Consider the following 13,199-nt stretch of genomic DNA (forward strand, 5'->3'; position numbering starts at 1 on the left):
CAGCGGCCTCAGCCGCACCGCACTGCAGATCGACGCGACAGCCGCTCATCCCGTGAGCCCCAGAATGGAGAACCCGTCATGGCCGTACCTCTCTACTTCGACTGCGACACCGGCGTGGACGACGCCCTCGCCCTCACGTATCTGCTGAGCTCCCCCGAGGTCGCGCTCGTCGGCATCGGCACGGTCAGCGGCAACGTGGACGCGACGCAGGCGGCCGACAACACGCTGCGCCTTCTGGCGCTGGCGGAGCGGGACGTGCCGGTGGCGGTGGGCGAGCACCATCCGATCGCCGGTACGTTCCACGGCGGCGCGCCGCACGTGCACGGCGTCAACGGCCTCGGCGGCCTCGACCTCCCGCCGGCCGCCGCAGTGCCCGTCGCCGAGGACGCGGCCGACATGCTGCTGCGCCTGTCGCACAAGCATGACGGCGTGCTCGAGATCCTCGCCGTCGGGCCGCTGACGAATCTCGCTCGCGCGCTGGAGCGCGACCCCGCGCTGCCCGGCCGGATCGCGAAGGTCACGATCATGGGCGGCGCCGCGCTGGTGCCCGGCAACATCACGCCCGTCGCCGAGGCGAACATCGGGAACGATGCGGAGGCGGCGCGGGCGGTGATCGCCGCGGAGTGGCCGATCGTCCTGGTGCCGCTGGATTCGACGATGGACAACGTGCTCGAGGAGGCCGATCGTGTCCGTCTGGTGGAGGAGGGCGGCTCGCTGGCGAGCGCCGTGGGGCGGATCCTCGATCACTACTTCGACTTCTACGTCACCGAGTACGGCCGTCGCAGCAGCGCCCTGCACGACCCGCTGGCGGCAGCGCTCGTCGTCGGCGGCGTCCGCGCCGTGCTCGCACCGGCGGTCCCGGTCGAGGTCGACGCGACCGCCGGACCGGGTCGCGGTCAGACGATCTGCGACCTCCGCGGACAGCGGCCCGGACCGGTCGATCGGCCGGGCGCGCACGTGCGCGTCGTGCTGCGGACGGAACCGGACCTCGCCCCGCACCTCCTGGAGCGCGTGCTCGGCTGATCGCGGTCAGCGATTCGGCGATGAGCGGGAGCGGGATCGGGATCGGCTCCGCCTTCGGTCACACGATCTGCCGAGCCTTCTCCACGCTCTCGAGCAGCGACGACCGCATCAGCATGGCCCGCTGCCGCACCGGGTCGGCCGACGTCTCGGCGAGCTCCGCGGCCCGGGCCCGGCGCTGTTCCGGGTCCTTCTCTTCCAGTCGCTTTTTGTTGGCGACGGTCTGCTGCTGCACGAACTCGATGTTCAGCTGCCGCCGCCTGCGCTCGTACAGGTCGAGACGCGTCTCATCGGCGCCCTGGTCGACCTCGGCCATCGCGTCGACGAACTCGATGGCGTCGTGGATGCCGCAGTTCAGCCCGAGCCCACCGATCGGGTTGTTGACGTGGGCGGCGTCGCCGGCGAGGAAGACGCGCCCGGAGCGGAAGGAGGCGGCGACCCGCTGGTGCACCCGGTACGTCTTGCGGTGCACCAGCTCCGCGGCCGGATCCCCGTGCTCGGACAGCCGGGACAGCCGGCGGCTCACCGCCGCATCCGACAGCGCCTCGTCGTCGGTCTCGTCCACCGGGGCGGGGAACACCGCCCGCCAGCGGCCACGGCCGTCGTCGCCGGCGACCTTGAACAGGTTCACCCACTCCTCGGGGTCCGCGAAGTAGTTGCGGTAGGAGCAGTCCCACTCCGCCTGCATGTCGAACGTCGTCGTGAGCACCAGGAAGCGTTCCGGCCAGGTGTAGCCGTCGAAGGCGATGCCCTGCGACTTCCGCACGGTGCTGCGCCCGCCGTCGGTACCGATGGCGTAGTCGCCGGAGAACCGCTCCGTCTCGCCGTCGCGCTCGGCGGTGACGACCACACCGGCACCGTCCTGCTCGACCCCGGTCACGGTCGCGCCGTGGTGCACCTGCACCGTGCCGTACGCGACGAGACGCGCGAGGGCCATGCGCACCAGCTTGTGCTGCTCCAGCTGCACGACGTAGGGGTACGGCGTGACATCGGCGAGGAGGGCGTGGTCGAGCCGCGCGATCAACTGGCGCGACGGGCGGTCCCAGTGGTCGAAGTAGCGGGCCACGAGCCCGCGCTCGACCACCTCGTCCATGAGGTCCAGCGCGCCGAGCATCTCCAGAGTGGAGGGGTGGAGCGTCGCCGCGCGCGGCGACTCGTCCACCGCGGTCTCCGCCTCGAGCAGGGTGACCTCGAGGCCTCGGCGGGCGGCGGCGAGCGCCAGCACGGCGCCCACCGGCCCCGCGCCGACGACGACGATCCGCGTGGCCATCAGACGCGACTCTCCTGCCCGGTCCGCCCGGCCTGCCCGGCCTGCTCGGGCCGGCCCGGGGCCGCGAGCACCGAGAGCTGCTCGTAGAGCCAGCGCCCGGAGCGGCCGAACCAGTCCAGCCCGGCGAGCGCCTCCCGCAGCGGGCCCTTGCGGGCTCTCGCACGCTCGGGCGAGTCCATCACCTCGGTGCTGGCCAGCTCGTGCAGGGCGATGTGCGTCCACGGGCCGCCCTCGCCGTCGAGCACCCGGTAGCGCCGCACGCGCAGCCAGTCGTCGGCCTCGAGCAGCATCGGGACGTGCTCGCTGCCGTACCAGCGGTCGAACTCCGCCTCCGACTCCTCCGGCACGCTGAACGCCACGACCGACAAGTAGGCGCCGTGGACGGGCTCGCCGACATCCGAGACCTGCTCGCAGGTGAATCGGGTGAAGCCGTTCACCGCGCCGAGCATCCGCCCGGTGAGGGCCGACGGCGACGACTTCACCTGCCGGTACCCGTCGGTCTCCAGCGCGTCGAGGGAGTCGAGCTCGTAGACGGCGAGGTACTCGGGTTCGCCCTCCAGCGCCCGGAACCGGCGCGCGCCGCGGAACCCGGGCAGCGCCATCCGCGCGGGGATGTGGTCGGTGTCGTACCAGTCGTGGAACTCCGCGACCAGGTCGGCCGGCGGCTCCATCTGGGAGAACAGGATCGCGGGGGTCATCGAACGCTCCGACATGTCACGCCTTTGCTCGGGGGTGGGGTGTTCCTGCTTCGGGTCACGCGGACGACGCCGTCGGTGACGACGCAGGCGACCGCGGGGATGTCGCCGATGGCGAGCGCTGCGAACGCGTCCGGCGCGGAGGAGCCGATCGGCGCATCCAGCACGACCAGGTCGGCCGGGGCGCCGACGCGCAGCCGGCCGGCGTCGAGCCCGTAGACGTCGGCGACGTTGCCGGTGGAGGCGGTGACGACCTGCCGCGGCGTCATCGGCCCGAGGGATGCCAGCTCGGCCATGCTGCGCAGCATGCCGAGGGGGATGACCCCGGTGCCGGTCGGCGTGTCGGTGGCGATCAGGATGCGGTGCAGGGCACCGATGGCGAGCGCCCGTTCGGCGATGTCGATGGCCGAGCGGAGGTTCCCCGCCTGCACGAGCTGGAGCGCGATCCCGTCGCCCTCCTCGACGATGGCACGGTTCTCCTCCGCGGTGAGGGAGGTCGGTCCGCCGTTGATGTGGCCGGCGACCTGTGGGCGCATCTCCAGCAGCAGCTCGGCGTCGATCTTGGCCTTGCTGCCCGGGATGGACCCACCGCCGGAGTGGCACATCACGACGATCCCTGCCGCCTTGGCGTCGGCGACCATGGGCACGTAGTCGTGCGCGTCGGGGAAGCCGCCGAAGCCGCCCTTCGCGAAGCGCACGCCGGTCTCCCGGAGTTCGCGGAAGTCCGCGGCCGTCAGGCCCGGTTCGAGGATCACCGAACCGCCGTGCACGGCCATCCCGCCCGGACGGTAGTGCTGGAACGCGCGCTGGGCGGCGATCGCGAGCGCCTTCACGCCCACCGGATCGGTGGGCCGGCCGGGCACGTGCACCTCGCTGGCCGAGATCACCCGGGTCGTACCGCCGTGGACATAGCTCTCGAGGAAGCCGACCGTGTTCTGCCGCGGCGTGTAGTCGCCGAAGGTGGTGTGCACGTGGCTGTCGATCAGCCCCGGCACCACCGTGGCGCCCGCGGCGTCGATGATCGTCTCGTGATCGGCGGCCGACACCTGGGCCGAGTCGCCGATCCACCCGATCGTGCCGCCGTCGGTGACGATCGCATCGCCCGGCAGCTCCGCGCCGCCGAGCGAGCCGTCGTGCGAGGGACCGATGTTGATGACCGCGATGCTCAATGCAGGCCGTCCCCGACCGCGTCCGCCGCGCTCAGCCCGCCCACTCTGTGGTGCGGACGACCGCCCGTGGCGACCGCGACCGCGAGCACGAGCTCGTCGGGCTTGGGCGCGTCCGGCAGGCTGATCGTGACCGCGTCGTAGTGGGACCGCACGTAGAGGGCGTCCTTGTGGGCGAGCGGCAGATCGAGCGAGGTGCCCGGGACGCCGAGCTTGCTGGCAGAGGAGATCCATGCCGCCCCGCCTCCGACGGCGTCACGGAACGCGTCGCCGAAGACGGTGGTGATGCAGGCCACCACGTGGTCCTGCTCGCCCGCGGTGCCCGCGATCCCGCCCTTGCCGTAGCTCTCCACAGGACGGCCGCCGAGCAGGGCGACCGCGCGCCGGCCGATCTCGGTGCCCAGCGCAGCGCTCGGCGCGGTGAGCGGCGAGAGGTCCTCGACCCAGCGGCCGGCGAACGGGTTGGCGATCACGACCGCGACCGCCGCCTTGAGCAGCGGCTGGTCGAGCACCGGTCCACCGGCGTGACGGACCTCCTCCACCTGGGCGTGCCACGAGCGCACGGCGTACGCGCCGTACACCTCCTGCAGGGCGTCGGTCGGTGCGGTTGCGATGGTCATCGGTAGTCCTCCTCGAGTGTCAGTAGCCAGGGCACGGCCAGCTCGACCAGGGCGTCGCCCGAGGTCTCGAAGGCGTGCCCGTTCGAGCCGGGCTGCGAGGGCAGCAGGACGGAGCGCACCGACGGCGCGATCCCCGCAGCGGCTGCCGCTTCCAGCTGGCCCGGTTCGAAGTAGTTGATGACGGGGTCGTGCTCGTCTCTCACCATCAGCAGCGGGTACGGGATGCGCGCGATCCAGTCCACGCTGCGCGCCCCGGCCGTGCCCGTCTGCCGGTAGGTGAGGAAGTGCGCCGCCGTGACGGGCATCTCCCGTCCGCCCAGCCAGCGCATCGGCTCGGGGAGGGTGCACGCGAAGTCGCCCTCCCTCGCCGCGGCGACGGCTGCCTCGCCGAGCCGCCGGTACGCAGCCTCGTCGTCGATCAGCAGGTGCCGCGACTTCCACGGCAGATCGGCGAACATCCCGGTCAGCAGCACGCCGACGATCTCGCGGTGGAAGTGCGTTGCCGCGAAGAAGCCGACCTGGCTGGTGCCGAGGCTGTGCCCGTGCAGCACGATGCGGTCGTACCCGAGGTCGCGGGCCGCCCAGAACGCCGCCTCGATGTCGCGCACCGTCGCATAGAAGCTGTCGGTGTTGACCGCGTCGCCGGCCTGCCGTGTGTCGATGGCCAGCACGGGCACACCCGCCGCCGACACGCCCTGCGAGAGCAGGTGCACCGGCTGGCTCGCGATGCTGCCGCCGCTGCCGTGGATGCTGATCACCAGTGGTGCGCCTGCCGCCACCGTCTCCGGCGTGAGCAGCACACCCGGGCCGATGCGGCCGTCGAGCGAGGTGAGTTCGAGGAAGGCGGCCGTCACGCCGTCCGGTGCGGTGTAGTCGCTGTGCCCGTCGGGGGCGCCGTCGAGAATCCGGTAGGAGACCGCGGCGGCCGTGCGCGTGGAGGTGTCGGTCATCGTCCCGCTCACTTGCCCGTGTAGACGAGGGCCGAGTAGTCGACCGTCCCGGTGAAGCCCGCGTACTTCTTCATCGCGTCGCCCCAGATCTTCAGATCGTCGGGCGTGACCGTCGTGGTGTACGCCACGATCGGCGACGCCTTCGCCTGGGCGATCGGCACCTTCGTGTAGTCGGCGACCACCTGGTACGCCTTGGCCTTGTTCTTGGCGATCCACTCGTCGGCCGACTTCAGCGCGGCCCGGAAGCCGGCGACCGCTGCCGGGTTGGCCTTGGCCCAGGTCTCGGATGCGGCCCAGTAGGTGCCGCCGAGGTAGTGCGAGGTGAGGGCGCGCTCGGGGTCGCCGAGCGAGGAGAGCCCGTCGGCCTTGGCCGTGCTGATGAACGGGTAGATCATCTCGGCCGCGTCGATCTGACCGGCCTTCAGCTGGTCGGCCATGTTCGGGGTCGGCACCTGCACGAACTGGACCGTCGTGGGGTCGACGCCGTTCTTGGCGAGCCACGCCTTGGTGGCCGTGTTGATGTTGCCGGTGAGCGTGGGCGAGCCGATCCGCTTGCCCTTGAGGTCCGAGATCTTGGAGATGCCGTTGCGCACGTAGACCTGCACGCCCTCGTATTGGGATGAGTCGCCGTCGTTGCCGGAGATCATGACCGCCTTCACCCCGGCGGAGGCCGCACGGATGAGGATGGGCGCGACCGTGAACCCGACGTCGTACTGGTTGCCGAGCAGCGAGGGCACGACGGTGATGTCGGCGAGGGTCGTCGTCGTCACGCTGAGGTGGTTGTCGGCGAAGTATCCCTCCTTCTGCGCGACCGCGATGGGCAACGAGTCGCTGGTGTTGTTGAGGGCCATCCGGATGGTGGTGGTCGCGGTGGTGGATGCTGCGGTGGAGGCCGGGGCGGCGGAGCCGGGACCGGCGCTGCACCCCGCGAGGGTGACCGCGGCGACGGTCGCCGCGGCGAGGGCGCTGAGGGTGCGGATGTGACGCATGTGACGCATGTCGTCTCCCATGGGATCAGGTGGAGTGCAGAGGGGTCTGCGCCGGCCGGTGCGGCCGATGCAGTTAATTCAAGACACTGACTTGAGTCAAATAACTGGCTCGGAATCATCCTGCACCATCGTTTGTTTCGTGCGGGTAAATTGTTCACCTAGGTCATTGACTTGCAGCAGGCAGTATCCAACGATGACTCCCATGACCACTGCCTCATCCGCGGTGTCGGCGACGTCGTCGCCAGCCGGCATCCACGCGTTCTCCTGCACCGACCTCTTCGTCGAGTACCGGACGCAGAACGGCCCGCTGCGCGTGCTGGAGGACGTCTCGTTCTCATGCGCGCCCGGGGAGTTCCTGAGCATCCTCGGTCCCTCCGGCACCGGGAAGACCACGCTGCTGCGGATCCTCGCCGGGCTGCTCGCCCCCGGCGCCGGCTCGTCCGTCCGCTTCGAGGGGTCCCCGCTGACCGGCCCCAACGACGGAGTCGCCATCGTGTTCCAGAACTACGCGGCGTCGCTGCTGCAGTGGCGCACCGTCGAGCGCAATGTGGCGCTCGGCCTGGAAGGACGTGTCGACAAGACGGAGCTGCGCGATCGCGTCACCACCGCACTCGAGCTCGTCGGCCTCACCGACCGGCGCGACGACTACCCCTGGCAGCTGTCCGGAGGCATGCAGCAGCGCGTGCAGATCGCCCGGGCCCTTGTGATGCGGCCGAAGGTGCTGCTGATGGACGAGCCCTTCGGAGCGCTCGACGCCATGACCAAGAACCAGCTGCAGGACGAGCTTCTGCGGGTGCGCCAGCTCACCGGCACCACCGTCGTGTTCGTGACCCACGACATCGACGAGGCCGTGTACCTGAGCGACCGGGTGCTGGTGCTCTCCAGCAAGCCGGCCCGCGTCACCGCGGAGCTGGCGGTGGACCTGCCGAGCCCGCGGAACCAGGTGACGACCAAGGAGGACCCGGCCTACCTGGCCGCCCGCCACGCGGTGTACGCGGCGCTGAAGGACGCGCACTGATGGCCGGCGCATCGGCCGCCGCCTCCGGGCGCGGGCGCGGCATCCTAGTCGGGCTGATCGTCCCCGCGGCCGTTGTCGTGATCTGGCAGCTGGCGAAGTCGCTCGGCGCGCTTCCGTACCAGAACGTCCCCTCTCCAATCGATATCGCCGCCGCCGCCGGGCAGCTCGCAGCCGGCGGAGAGCTCGGGGGCACCTTCCTCCACACGCTGCTGGCCTGCCTCGCGGGCTGGGCGCTCGGCTCGGCCTTGGGGGTGGTCCTCGGCACCGCACTCGGCATGTCGCGGTGGACCTGGACGTACTCGATGGCATCCGTGGAGGTGCTGCGTGCCATCCCGGCGATCGCCTTCATCCCGATCGCCGTGATCGTGCTGGCGCAGACGCTGCAGATGGAGATCGCGATCACCACCTGGGTGTCGATCTGGCCCGTCGCCGTGAGCACGATGAACGGCGTCGCGGGCGTCTCGCCTGCGCACACCGAGCTGGCGCGGAGCCTCCGCATGTCGCGGGCGACCCGCATCCGCAAGCTGGCGCTGCCCACCGCGGCGCCGAAGATCCTGGTGGCGCTGCGCCTGAGCCTCTCCGGTGCGTTCGCCCTCGCGATCGTCGCGGAGATCGTCGGCGACCCGGCCGGCGTCGGGTACGCGCTGGTGAATGCGCAGCAGCAACTGCGTCCGGACATCATGTTCGCGTACATCCTGCTGATCGGCGCCGCCGGTCTCCTCCTCAACGCGCTCATCACCCTGCCGTTCCGCCGTCTCGCACCCGGCTTCCACCTCGCCCAGACCGCTGGAGGCTCCGATGGCCGTTGAGCTGACGTCGACGACCGGCCGCATCCACGCCGTCCGTCCGGCCCGCCCGACGCGGACCCGCCGCACCGCACCGCTGCGCGGTCTGCTGCCTCTCGCCGTCCTCCTCGGCGGGTGGGAGCTGGTCGGCGCGTTCCAGCAGAGCACCTTCTTCCCCCGCCCTCGCAGTGGGTGGCTCAGACCGTGACCCTCGCCACCGGCGGCGCCCTGTTCGCCTCGGTCGGGCAGACCCTGGTTACCTTCACGCTGTCGCTGGTGATCGCGACCGTGATCGGGACGGCCCTCGGCATCCTGGTGGGCAGGGTCGCTCTCCTCGACCGCCTGCTGGGCCCGACCCTCGACTACCTGCGTTTCCTTCCGGGCGTGGCGCTGGTCCCGCTGGCCGTGCTGTTCATGGGCTACACGCAGTCGATGGAACTCGGCGTGGTCGTCTTCGGCGCTGTCTGGCCCGTGTTGCTGCAGGTGCGGCTGTCCGCCCGCGAGATCGACCCCATCCTGATGGATGTGCGCCGCACACTGCGGATGGGCCCGGTCGCCACGTTCGCGAAGATCATCCTGCCCGCGGTGACGCCCGGCATCATGCTGGGCGTGGTCATCACCGCGCCGCTGACCCTGGTGCTCGCGCTCGTGGTGGAGATCAGCACGCAGGTCTCCGGCATCGGAAAGCTGCTGGAGGACGCGCAGCAGACCTTCCTGTCGGCGCAGGTCTTCGGGCTGATCGTGATCGTGGGCGTCATCGCCCTGGTCGTCAACGGGATCCTCGCGCTGATCGAGGCCCGGCTGCTGCGGTACCGGCCGCCGGCGGAGTGATCCGCGTCAGCGCGGGTGCGGGTGTGCGTGCGCGTCCGGGTCGATGTCGGCGTCGGCGAGCAGTTCGCGCAGCCGCGGGTCGGAGTCGAGCCCCAGGTAGGACGCGAAGGTGGCCAGCGCCCCCAGTTTGCTCTCGTCGGTGAGCGTGCGGTGGAACTGGAACACTTTCTCGTGCACCTCCAGGTCGATCGCCCGCAGAAGCTCGATCCCCTCCGGCGTCGCGCGCACCAGGATGACACGCTTGTCGGCGTTCGTGCCGTACCGCTCGAGCAGCCCGTCCCCCTCCAGCTCGCGCACCAGCCGTGAGGTGAGCGCCGGCGCGATCGCCAGCCGCTCCGCCAGCGTGGACACCGACAGCGGCTCATCCGCCCCGAACACCTGCAGCAGCGCCTGGTGCCGCAACGGCTGCAGCCCCGCCGCCACCGCCTCCCCGTCGAGCAGGTGCAGGATGCGCCGCATCACGTACCGCCCGTGGGCGATCGCGCGCACGTGCGTTGCGAAGTCGGCCTCGCGAGCCTCACCCGCACCGCGGGACCACACCCGTCCCGGCGGGAGGTGCGCCTCCTCCTCGTGCGGAATCGCCGCCTTCGCGGTGCGACCGGCGGCCGCAGCGTTCGTCCCCGAGGTGCTCGCCATCTCATCCCATCGATTAGTGACCGTAGTCAATGACCTAGAGACACTGTATTCGACGCGGGCGAACGCAGGCACCAGGCCACGACGTGGGGCCACGGTCCGTAGCCGTCGTCCGGGGTGATGTGCCCGGCCCCCTCCACGACGGTCGGCCGGATGCCGAGGGGCTCGCCGTACATCCCGGCCGCACCGGAGGGGTTGTAGGGGTCCGCGTCCGAGCAGAAGACCGCGAGCTCCTCCGTCGCGCTGGCGCGGACGGCCTGGACGTCCAGGCGGTCGATCACGAAGGAGGCGGCCTCCGACGGCAGCCTCTCCGAGGCCGGTGGTGAGACGAGCAGGACGCGGCGGACGGGAGGGACTGCGCCGCGTGCGGCCGCGTGGAACCAGAGCAGGCAGGACAGCGAATGGCAGACGACGGTCGTCTGATCCGGGTCGAGCGCGGCCAGCTCGCGGCGGAGAACCGTCGACCACTCGTCGAGCTCTGGAGCATCGGGGGAGGGGAGTGCCGGATATCGGACCTCGTGGCCGCGCTCGACGAGCGCGGCGGCAAGGAGGAACTGCCAGTGCTGCGGCGGTCGCCGGTTGCCGAGTCCGTGCAGGATCAGAAAGCCCTCCGTCACACCGCACACACTAGTACGCAGGTGTCAGGCGCAAGACCGGCCGGGGTCCGATCCGCACCCGTTCGCGGCCTGCCCTAGTGGTGGAACAGCCGGAGGCCTGTTTGCACGTGTGTGATGCCGTGCGCGCGTGCTGCGGCCTCGACGTCCGGGGTCCGGGCCGAGCCGCCCGGTTCGACGATGGTGCTGACGCCGTACTCGGCAGCGTGCTCGACGTTGTCCGTGAACGGCAGGTAGCCGTCGGAGACGAGCGTCACGCCGGTGAGTTCCTCGGCCCACTGCTCCCGCCAGCCCGGATCCCCGTACAGCGCGCGGGCGTCGCCACCGAACAGGCGGCCGAACTCCTCGAGCTGGGTGCGGGTCATCTCGTTTCCCGCGAACCGGATCTGCCAGTTCAGCCGGTCCTGACGCTTCATCCCCGGCACGACGGGCAGCTCCCGCACGGCCGGGTGCCGGCGCAGCCACCACACGCGAGCCTTCCCCCTGCCAGACGGACGCAGTCGACCCGGTTCTGCTGACCGGCGCCGACTCCGACGGCGGCGCCCTCGCGGATGAGGGCGACGGAGTTCGATTGCGTGTACCGGGCGGCCGCCATCCCGACCAGCGCGTCGAGGCGCCCACCAGGATCGGGCAGCGCCCGCGCCGGTAGCGCTGCCGCGAGGTCCGCGGTGTCCCGGTCCTGCTCGATCGTCGCTCCGAGCACGTCCCGCCGTTCCCGCGCCGGCACGTCACGGGCCGGGGACGCCTCGAAGACGAGGAAGCGTCCCGCCCGCTTCTCCCGCAGCACCTCCACCGTTCCCGGTTCGAAACCGGGGGCGATCAGCGCGTCGGCGATCACCGTGCGAAGAAGGTTGGCGGTCTCGACGTCGACGGGTCGCGACAGCGCGATCACGTCGCCGAACGACGACTTCGGGTCGGCGTCCCGGGCTCGCACGTACGCGGACGCGAGCGGCCCCGGATCCGACACCCTCCACGTCTCCGCCGCCGTGTCGTCGACCCGACCGGCGACGGCCACGCCCGCCGGCGACACGTGTTTGAACGACGCGGCGGCAGGCGATCCCGTCAGCCGGTCGACGTCGCTCGCGAGCGCGAAGGCATTGAGCGCGTCGAGGTAGTTGATCAGCGATGGGTCGCCGTTCACTGTTCTCGGGCCGCCCGAGAGCAGGTCGGCGGACTGGTGCGGATTCATGCCATAGCGCACGGGGGTTCCCATCTCGTCGGATCGATGGGCACCCAGGCGGACGATGCCGGTCACGTGCTCCCCGCCGGTCAACCCGGCCACGCCAGTCGCACACCCAGACTAACCGCCGGCTCAGTGCAGCGCTGCGGAGTAGCCGCCGACGAACTCACGCCGCCCGGAGGTGAGGGTGAAGCGGAGCAGATGCCACGCGCCGCCCGGGCCCCCGAGGCCCCGCGCGACGGATTCCGCATCCAGTCGCCGGAGGTCGAGGAGCCGGGCGAACGCCTCCGGGAGCGCCTTCTCCAGCGGTGTCTCGGTCTGAACGCCGGCCTCGCCGATGCGGTCGGGGCCCAGCTTCTCGATCAGCTGACGCGCCCCGCCGGGTCTGGCGAGCGTCCCGGCCAGTTCGCCGCTCCGGTCGCCCAGACGCTGCAGCAGCGCACGCGACCCGACGATCGTGGTCCGGCCGTCCTCACGGAAGGCGGTCAGGAGGTGGGTCTGATCGCCGAGGTCGACTCCGACCCGGATCTCCTTCGTGGCCGGCGCCTCCATCCCGGCGACGGCATCCGGGGGGAGGAATCCCTGCAGGAGCGGCATCACGGCTGTTCCGCCGTGCGTGACTTCCAGCGTCGCGCCATCCGGCACCAGACCGCCCAAGCCCATCAGGAGGGGCTGCAGATCCGCGTCCGGGGCGAGGATCTCGAGGTTTCGCTGCCCGACATGGCGGTTCTCGTTGACCAGGAGCGGCCCGTGGTAGTCGTCGGCGGGGCAGGTCGCGCTCGCGATCATGCACCAGTGCCCGAAAGCGCCCTCGGCCACCGTCCACGGCGCGTCCAGTTCGACGACGGCCACCGACCCGGGGCGGGTGCGGTCGTCCAGACGGTCGACCATCCGGCCGCCGACGAGGTGCTGCTCGTAGTAGGGGTCCGAAGCATTGCCCGCGCCGATGAATCCCGGCTCCACCACCCACACCCGCACGTGGACGCCGACAGCGGGCAGCAGTCCCAGATTCCACACGCGGACGAAGACGCGGTAGCTGCGCCCGGCCTGAGCCGTCGCCTCCAGGCGTGCCGGATCGAACGGACCGGTGTACGCGGCGTCGAGCAGGAGAATGTCCGGCGACTCCCAGCAGACGGTGGGCGGCCAGAGCGGCCGCTGCCCGCGATCGCCCGGCGACATCGCCCGGATCAGCAGGTAGGGGTAGACGTCCTCGCGGCGCGGCCGGTGCTCGCGGGAGATCGAACGGGCCTGTTCCTCCCACTGCCGAGCACGGTCGGGGTCGGGCTTCCACCCTGCGTCCGGGTCCGGGAAGTCCGGCTTCCGCGGCGGCGCGCCGACCGGATCCGCGACGGTGCCGCCCTGCTCCGCCAGCTCTTCCGGTGTCAGTTCGGGATGCTCCGGGCGCGGCGGAAGCCGATCGTCGTCCAC

Annotated in this window: 16 protein-coding genes and 1 riboswitch; of the genes, 5 read left to right on the forward strand and 11 right to left on the reverse strand. The window is 71.3% G+C overall.

Annotated features, from left to right (window positions below; all coding sequences use genetic code 11):
• The first annotated feature begins 78 nt into the window (after positions 1 to 78).
• The gene (locus ACR9Y5_RS01390) at positions 79 to 1,023 is read left to right on the forward strand and encodes a nucleoside hydrolase (RefSeq protein WP_481296265.1); all 945 of its coding nucleotides are present in this window, start codon (positions 79 to 81) and stop codon (positions 1,021 to 1,023) included.
• Between the two features lie 58 nt (positions 1,024 to 1,081).
• Here ACR9Y5_RS01390 and ACR9Y5_RS01395 read toward each other — a convergent pair whose 3' ends face one another.
• The 6 genes from ACR9Y5_RS01395 to ACR9Y5_RS01420 are packed head-to-tail and all read right to left on the reverse strand — an operon-like array spanning position 1,082 to position 6,719.
• Positions 1,082 to 2,290 carry an FAD-dependent oxidoreductase gene (locus tag ACR9Y5_RS01395; protein WP_481296266.1) on the reverse strand — a complete coding sequence of 403 codons (1,209 nt, stop codon included), beginning with the start codon at positions 2,288 to 2,290 and terminating at the stop codon, positions 1,082 to 1,084.
• Positions 2,290 to 2,988 carry a hypothetical protein gene (locus ACR9Y5_RS01400; protein ID WP_481296267.1) on the reverse strand — a complete coding sequence of 233 codons (699 nt, stop codon included), beginning with the start codon at positions 2,986 to 2,988 and terminating at the stop codon, positions 2,290 to 2,292. The genes ACR9Y5_RS01395 and ACR9Y5_RS01400 overlap by 1 nt, the downstream gene beginning before the upstream one ends.
• Complete coding sequence (locus ACR9Y5_RS01405) at positions 2,985 to 4,154, reverse strand: amidohydrolase family protein (protein WP_481296268.1); 1,170 nt, start codon at positions 4,152 to 4,154, stop codon at positions 2,985 to 2,987. The genes ACR9Y5_RS01400 and ACR9Y5_RS01405 overlap by 4 nt, the downstream gene beginning before the upstream one ends.
• Positions 4,151 to 4,771 carry an amino acid synthesis family protein gene (locus ACR9Y5_RS01410; RefSeq protein ID WP_481296269.1) on the reverse strand — a complete coding sequence of 207 codons (621 nt, stop codon included), beginning with the start codon at positions 4,769 to 4,771 and terminating at the stop codon, positions 4,151 to 4,153. Before ACR9Y5_RS01410 ends, ACR9Y5_RS01405 begins: the two co-directional genes overlap by 4 nt.
• Entirely contained in the window at positions 4,768 to 5,721 is a 954-nt protein-coding gene (locus ACR9Y5_RS01415; protein ID WP_481296270.1) for an alpha/beta fold hydrolase, read from the reverse strand. Before ACR9Y5_RS01415 ends, ACR9Y5_RS01410 begins: the two co-directional genes overlap by 4 nt.
• Before the next feature lie 8 nt (positions 5,722 to 5,729).
• Positions 5,730 to 6,719 (reverse strand): ABC transporter substrate-binding protein, encoded by a 990-nt coding sequence (locus ACR9Y5_RS01420; protein WP_481296271.1) that lies wholly within the window; start codon positions 6,717 to 6,719, stop codon positions 5,730 to 5,732.
• 193 nt (positions 6,720 to 6,912) lie between these two features.
• Between ACR9Y5_RS01420 and ACR9Y5_RS01425 the strand changes: the two genes are divergently transcribed.
• The 4 genes from ACR9Y5_RS01425 to ACR9Y5_RS01440 are packed head-to-tail and all read left to right on the forward strand — an operon-like array spanning position 6,913 to position 9,344.
• Entirely contained in the window at positions 6,913 to 7,728 is an 816-nt protein-coding gene (locus ACR9Y5_RS01425; protein WP_481296272.1) for an ABC transporter ATP-binding protein, read from the forward strand.
• Positions 7,728 to 8,537 carry an ABC transporter permease gene (locus ACR9Y5_RS01430; protein ID WP_481296273.1) on the forward strand — a complete coding sequence of 270 codons (810 nt, stop codon included), beginning with the start codon at positions 7,728 to 7,730 and terminating at the stop codon, positions 8,535 to 8,537. Before ACR9Y5_RS01425 ends, ACR9Y5_RS01430 begins: the two co-directional genes overlap by 1 nt.
• On the forward strand, positions 8,527 to 8,721 hold the full coding sequence (locus tag ACR9Y5_RS01435; protein WP_481296274.1) for a hypothetical protein: 195 nt from the start codon (positions 8,527 to 8,529) through the stop codon (positions 8,719 to 8,721). The genes ACR9Y5_RS01430 and ACR9Y5_RS01435 overlap by 11 nt, the downstream gene beginning before the upstream one ends.
• Positions 8,718 to 9,344 (forward strand): ABC transporter permease, encoded by a 627-nt coding sequence (locus ACR9Y5_RS01440; RefSeq protein ID WP_481296275.1) that lies wholly within the window; start codon positions 8,718 to 8,720, stop codon positions 9,342 to 9,344. Before ACR9Y5_RS01435 ends, ACR9Y5_RS01440 begins: the two co-directional genes overlap by 4 nt.
• Before the next feature lie 6 nt (positions 9,345 to 9,350).
• Here ACR9Y5_RS01440 and ACR9Y5_RS01445 read toward each other — a convergent pair whose 3' ends face one another.
• From ACR9Y5_RS01445 to ACR9Y5_RS01465, 5 genes are all read right to left on the reverse strand, one after another.
• Positions 9,351 to 9,980: a MarR family winged helix-turn-helix transcriptional regulator gene (locus ACR9Y5_RS01445; protein ID WP_481296276.1), complete on the reverse strand. Its 630-nt coding sequence runs from the start codon at positions 9,978 to 9,980 to the stop codon at positions 9,351 to 9,353.
• Positions 9,981 to 10,006: 26 nt separating this feature from the next.
• A complete protein-coding gene (locus ACR9Y5_RS01450; RefSeq protein ID WP_481296277.1) occupies positions 10,007 to 10,594 on the reverse strand; it encodes an RBBP9/YdeN family alpha/beta hydrolase in 588 nt (195 codons plus the stop codon).
• A gap of 74 nt (positions 10,595 to 10,668) precedes the next feature.
• Entirely contained in the window at positions 10,669 to 11,007 is a 339-nt protein-coding gene (locus tag ACR9Y5_RS01455) for a hypothetical protein (protein ID WP_481296278.1), read from the reverse strand.
• The gene (locus ACR9Y5_RS01460; protein WP_481296279.1) at positions 11,004 to 11,846 is read right to left on the reverse strand and encodes a hypothetical protein; all 843 of its coding nucleotides are present in this window, start codon (positions 11,844 to 11,846) and stop codon (positions 11,004 to 11,006) included. Before ACR9Y5_RS01460 ends, ACR9Y5_RS01455 begins: the two co-directional genes overlap by 4 nt.
• Positions 11,816 to 11,892, reverse strand: a riboswitch (ZMP/ZTP riboswitch). Its footprint overlaps the gene before it by 31 nt.
• Positions 11,893 to 11,903: 11 nt before the next feature.
• Positions 11,904 to 13,199, reverse strand: a complete 1,296-nt coding sequence (locus ACR9Y5_RS01465) for a hypothetical protein (protein WP_481296280.1) — start codon at positions 13,197 to 13,199, stop codon at positions 11,904 to 11,906.

This window comes from Leifsonia sp. KNZ13-11D (genome assembly GCF_056754895.1).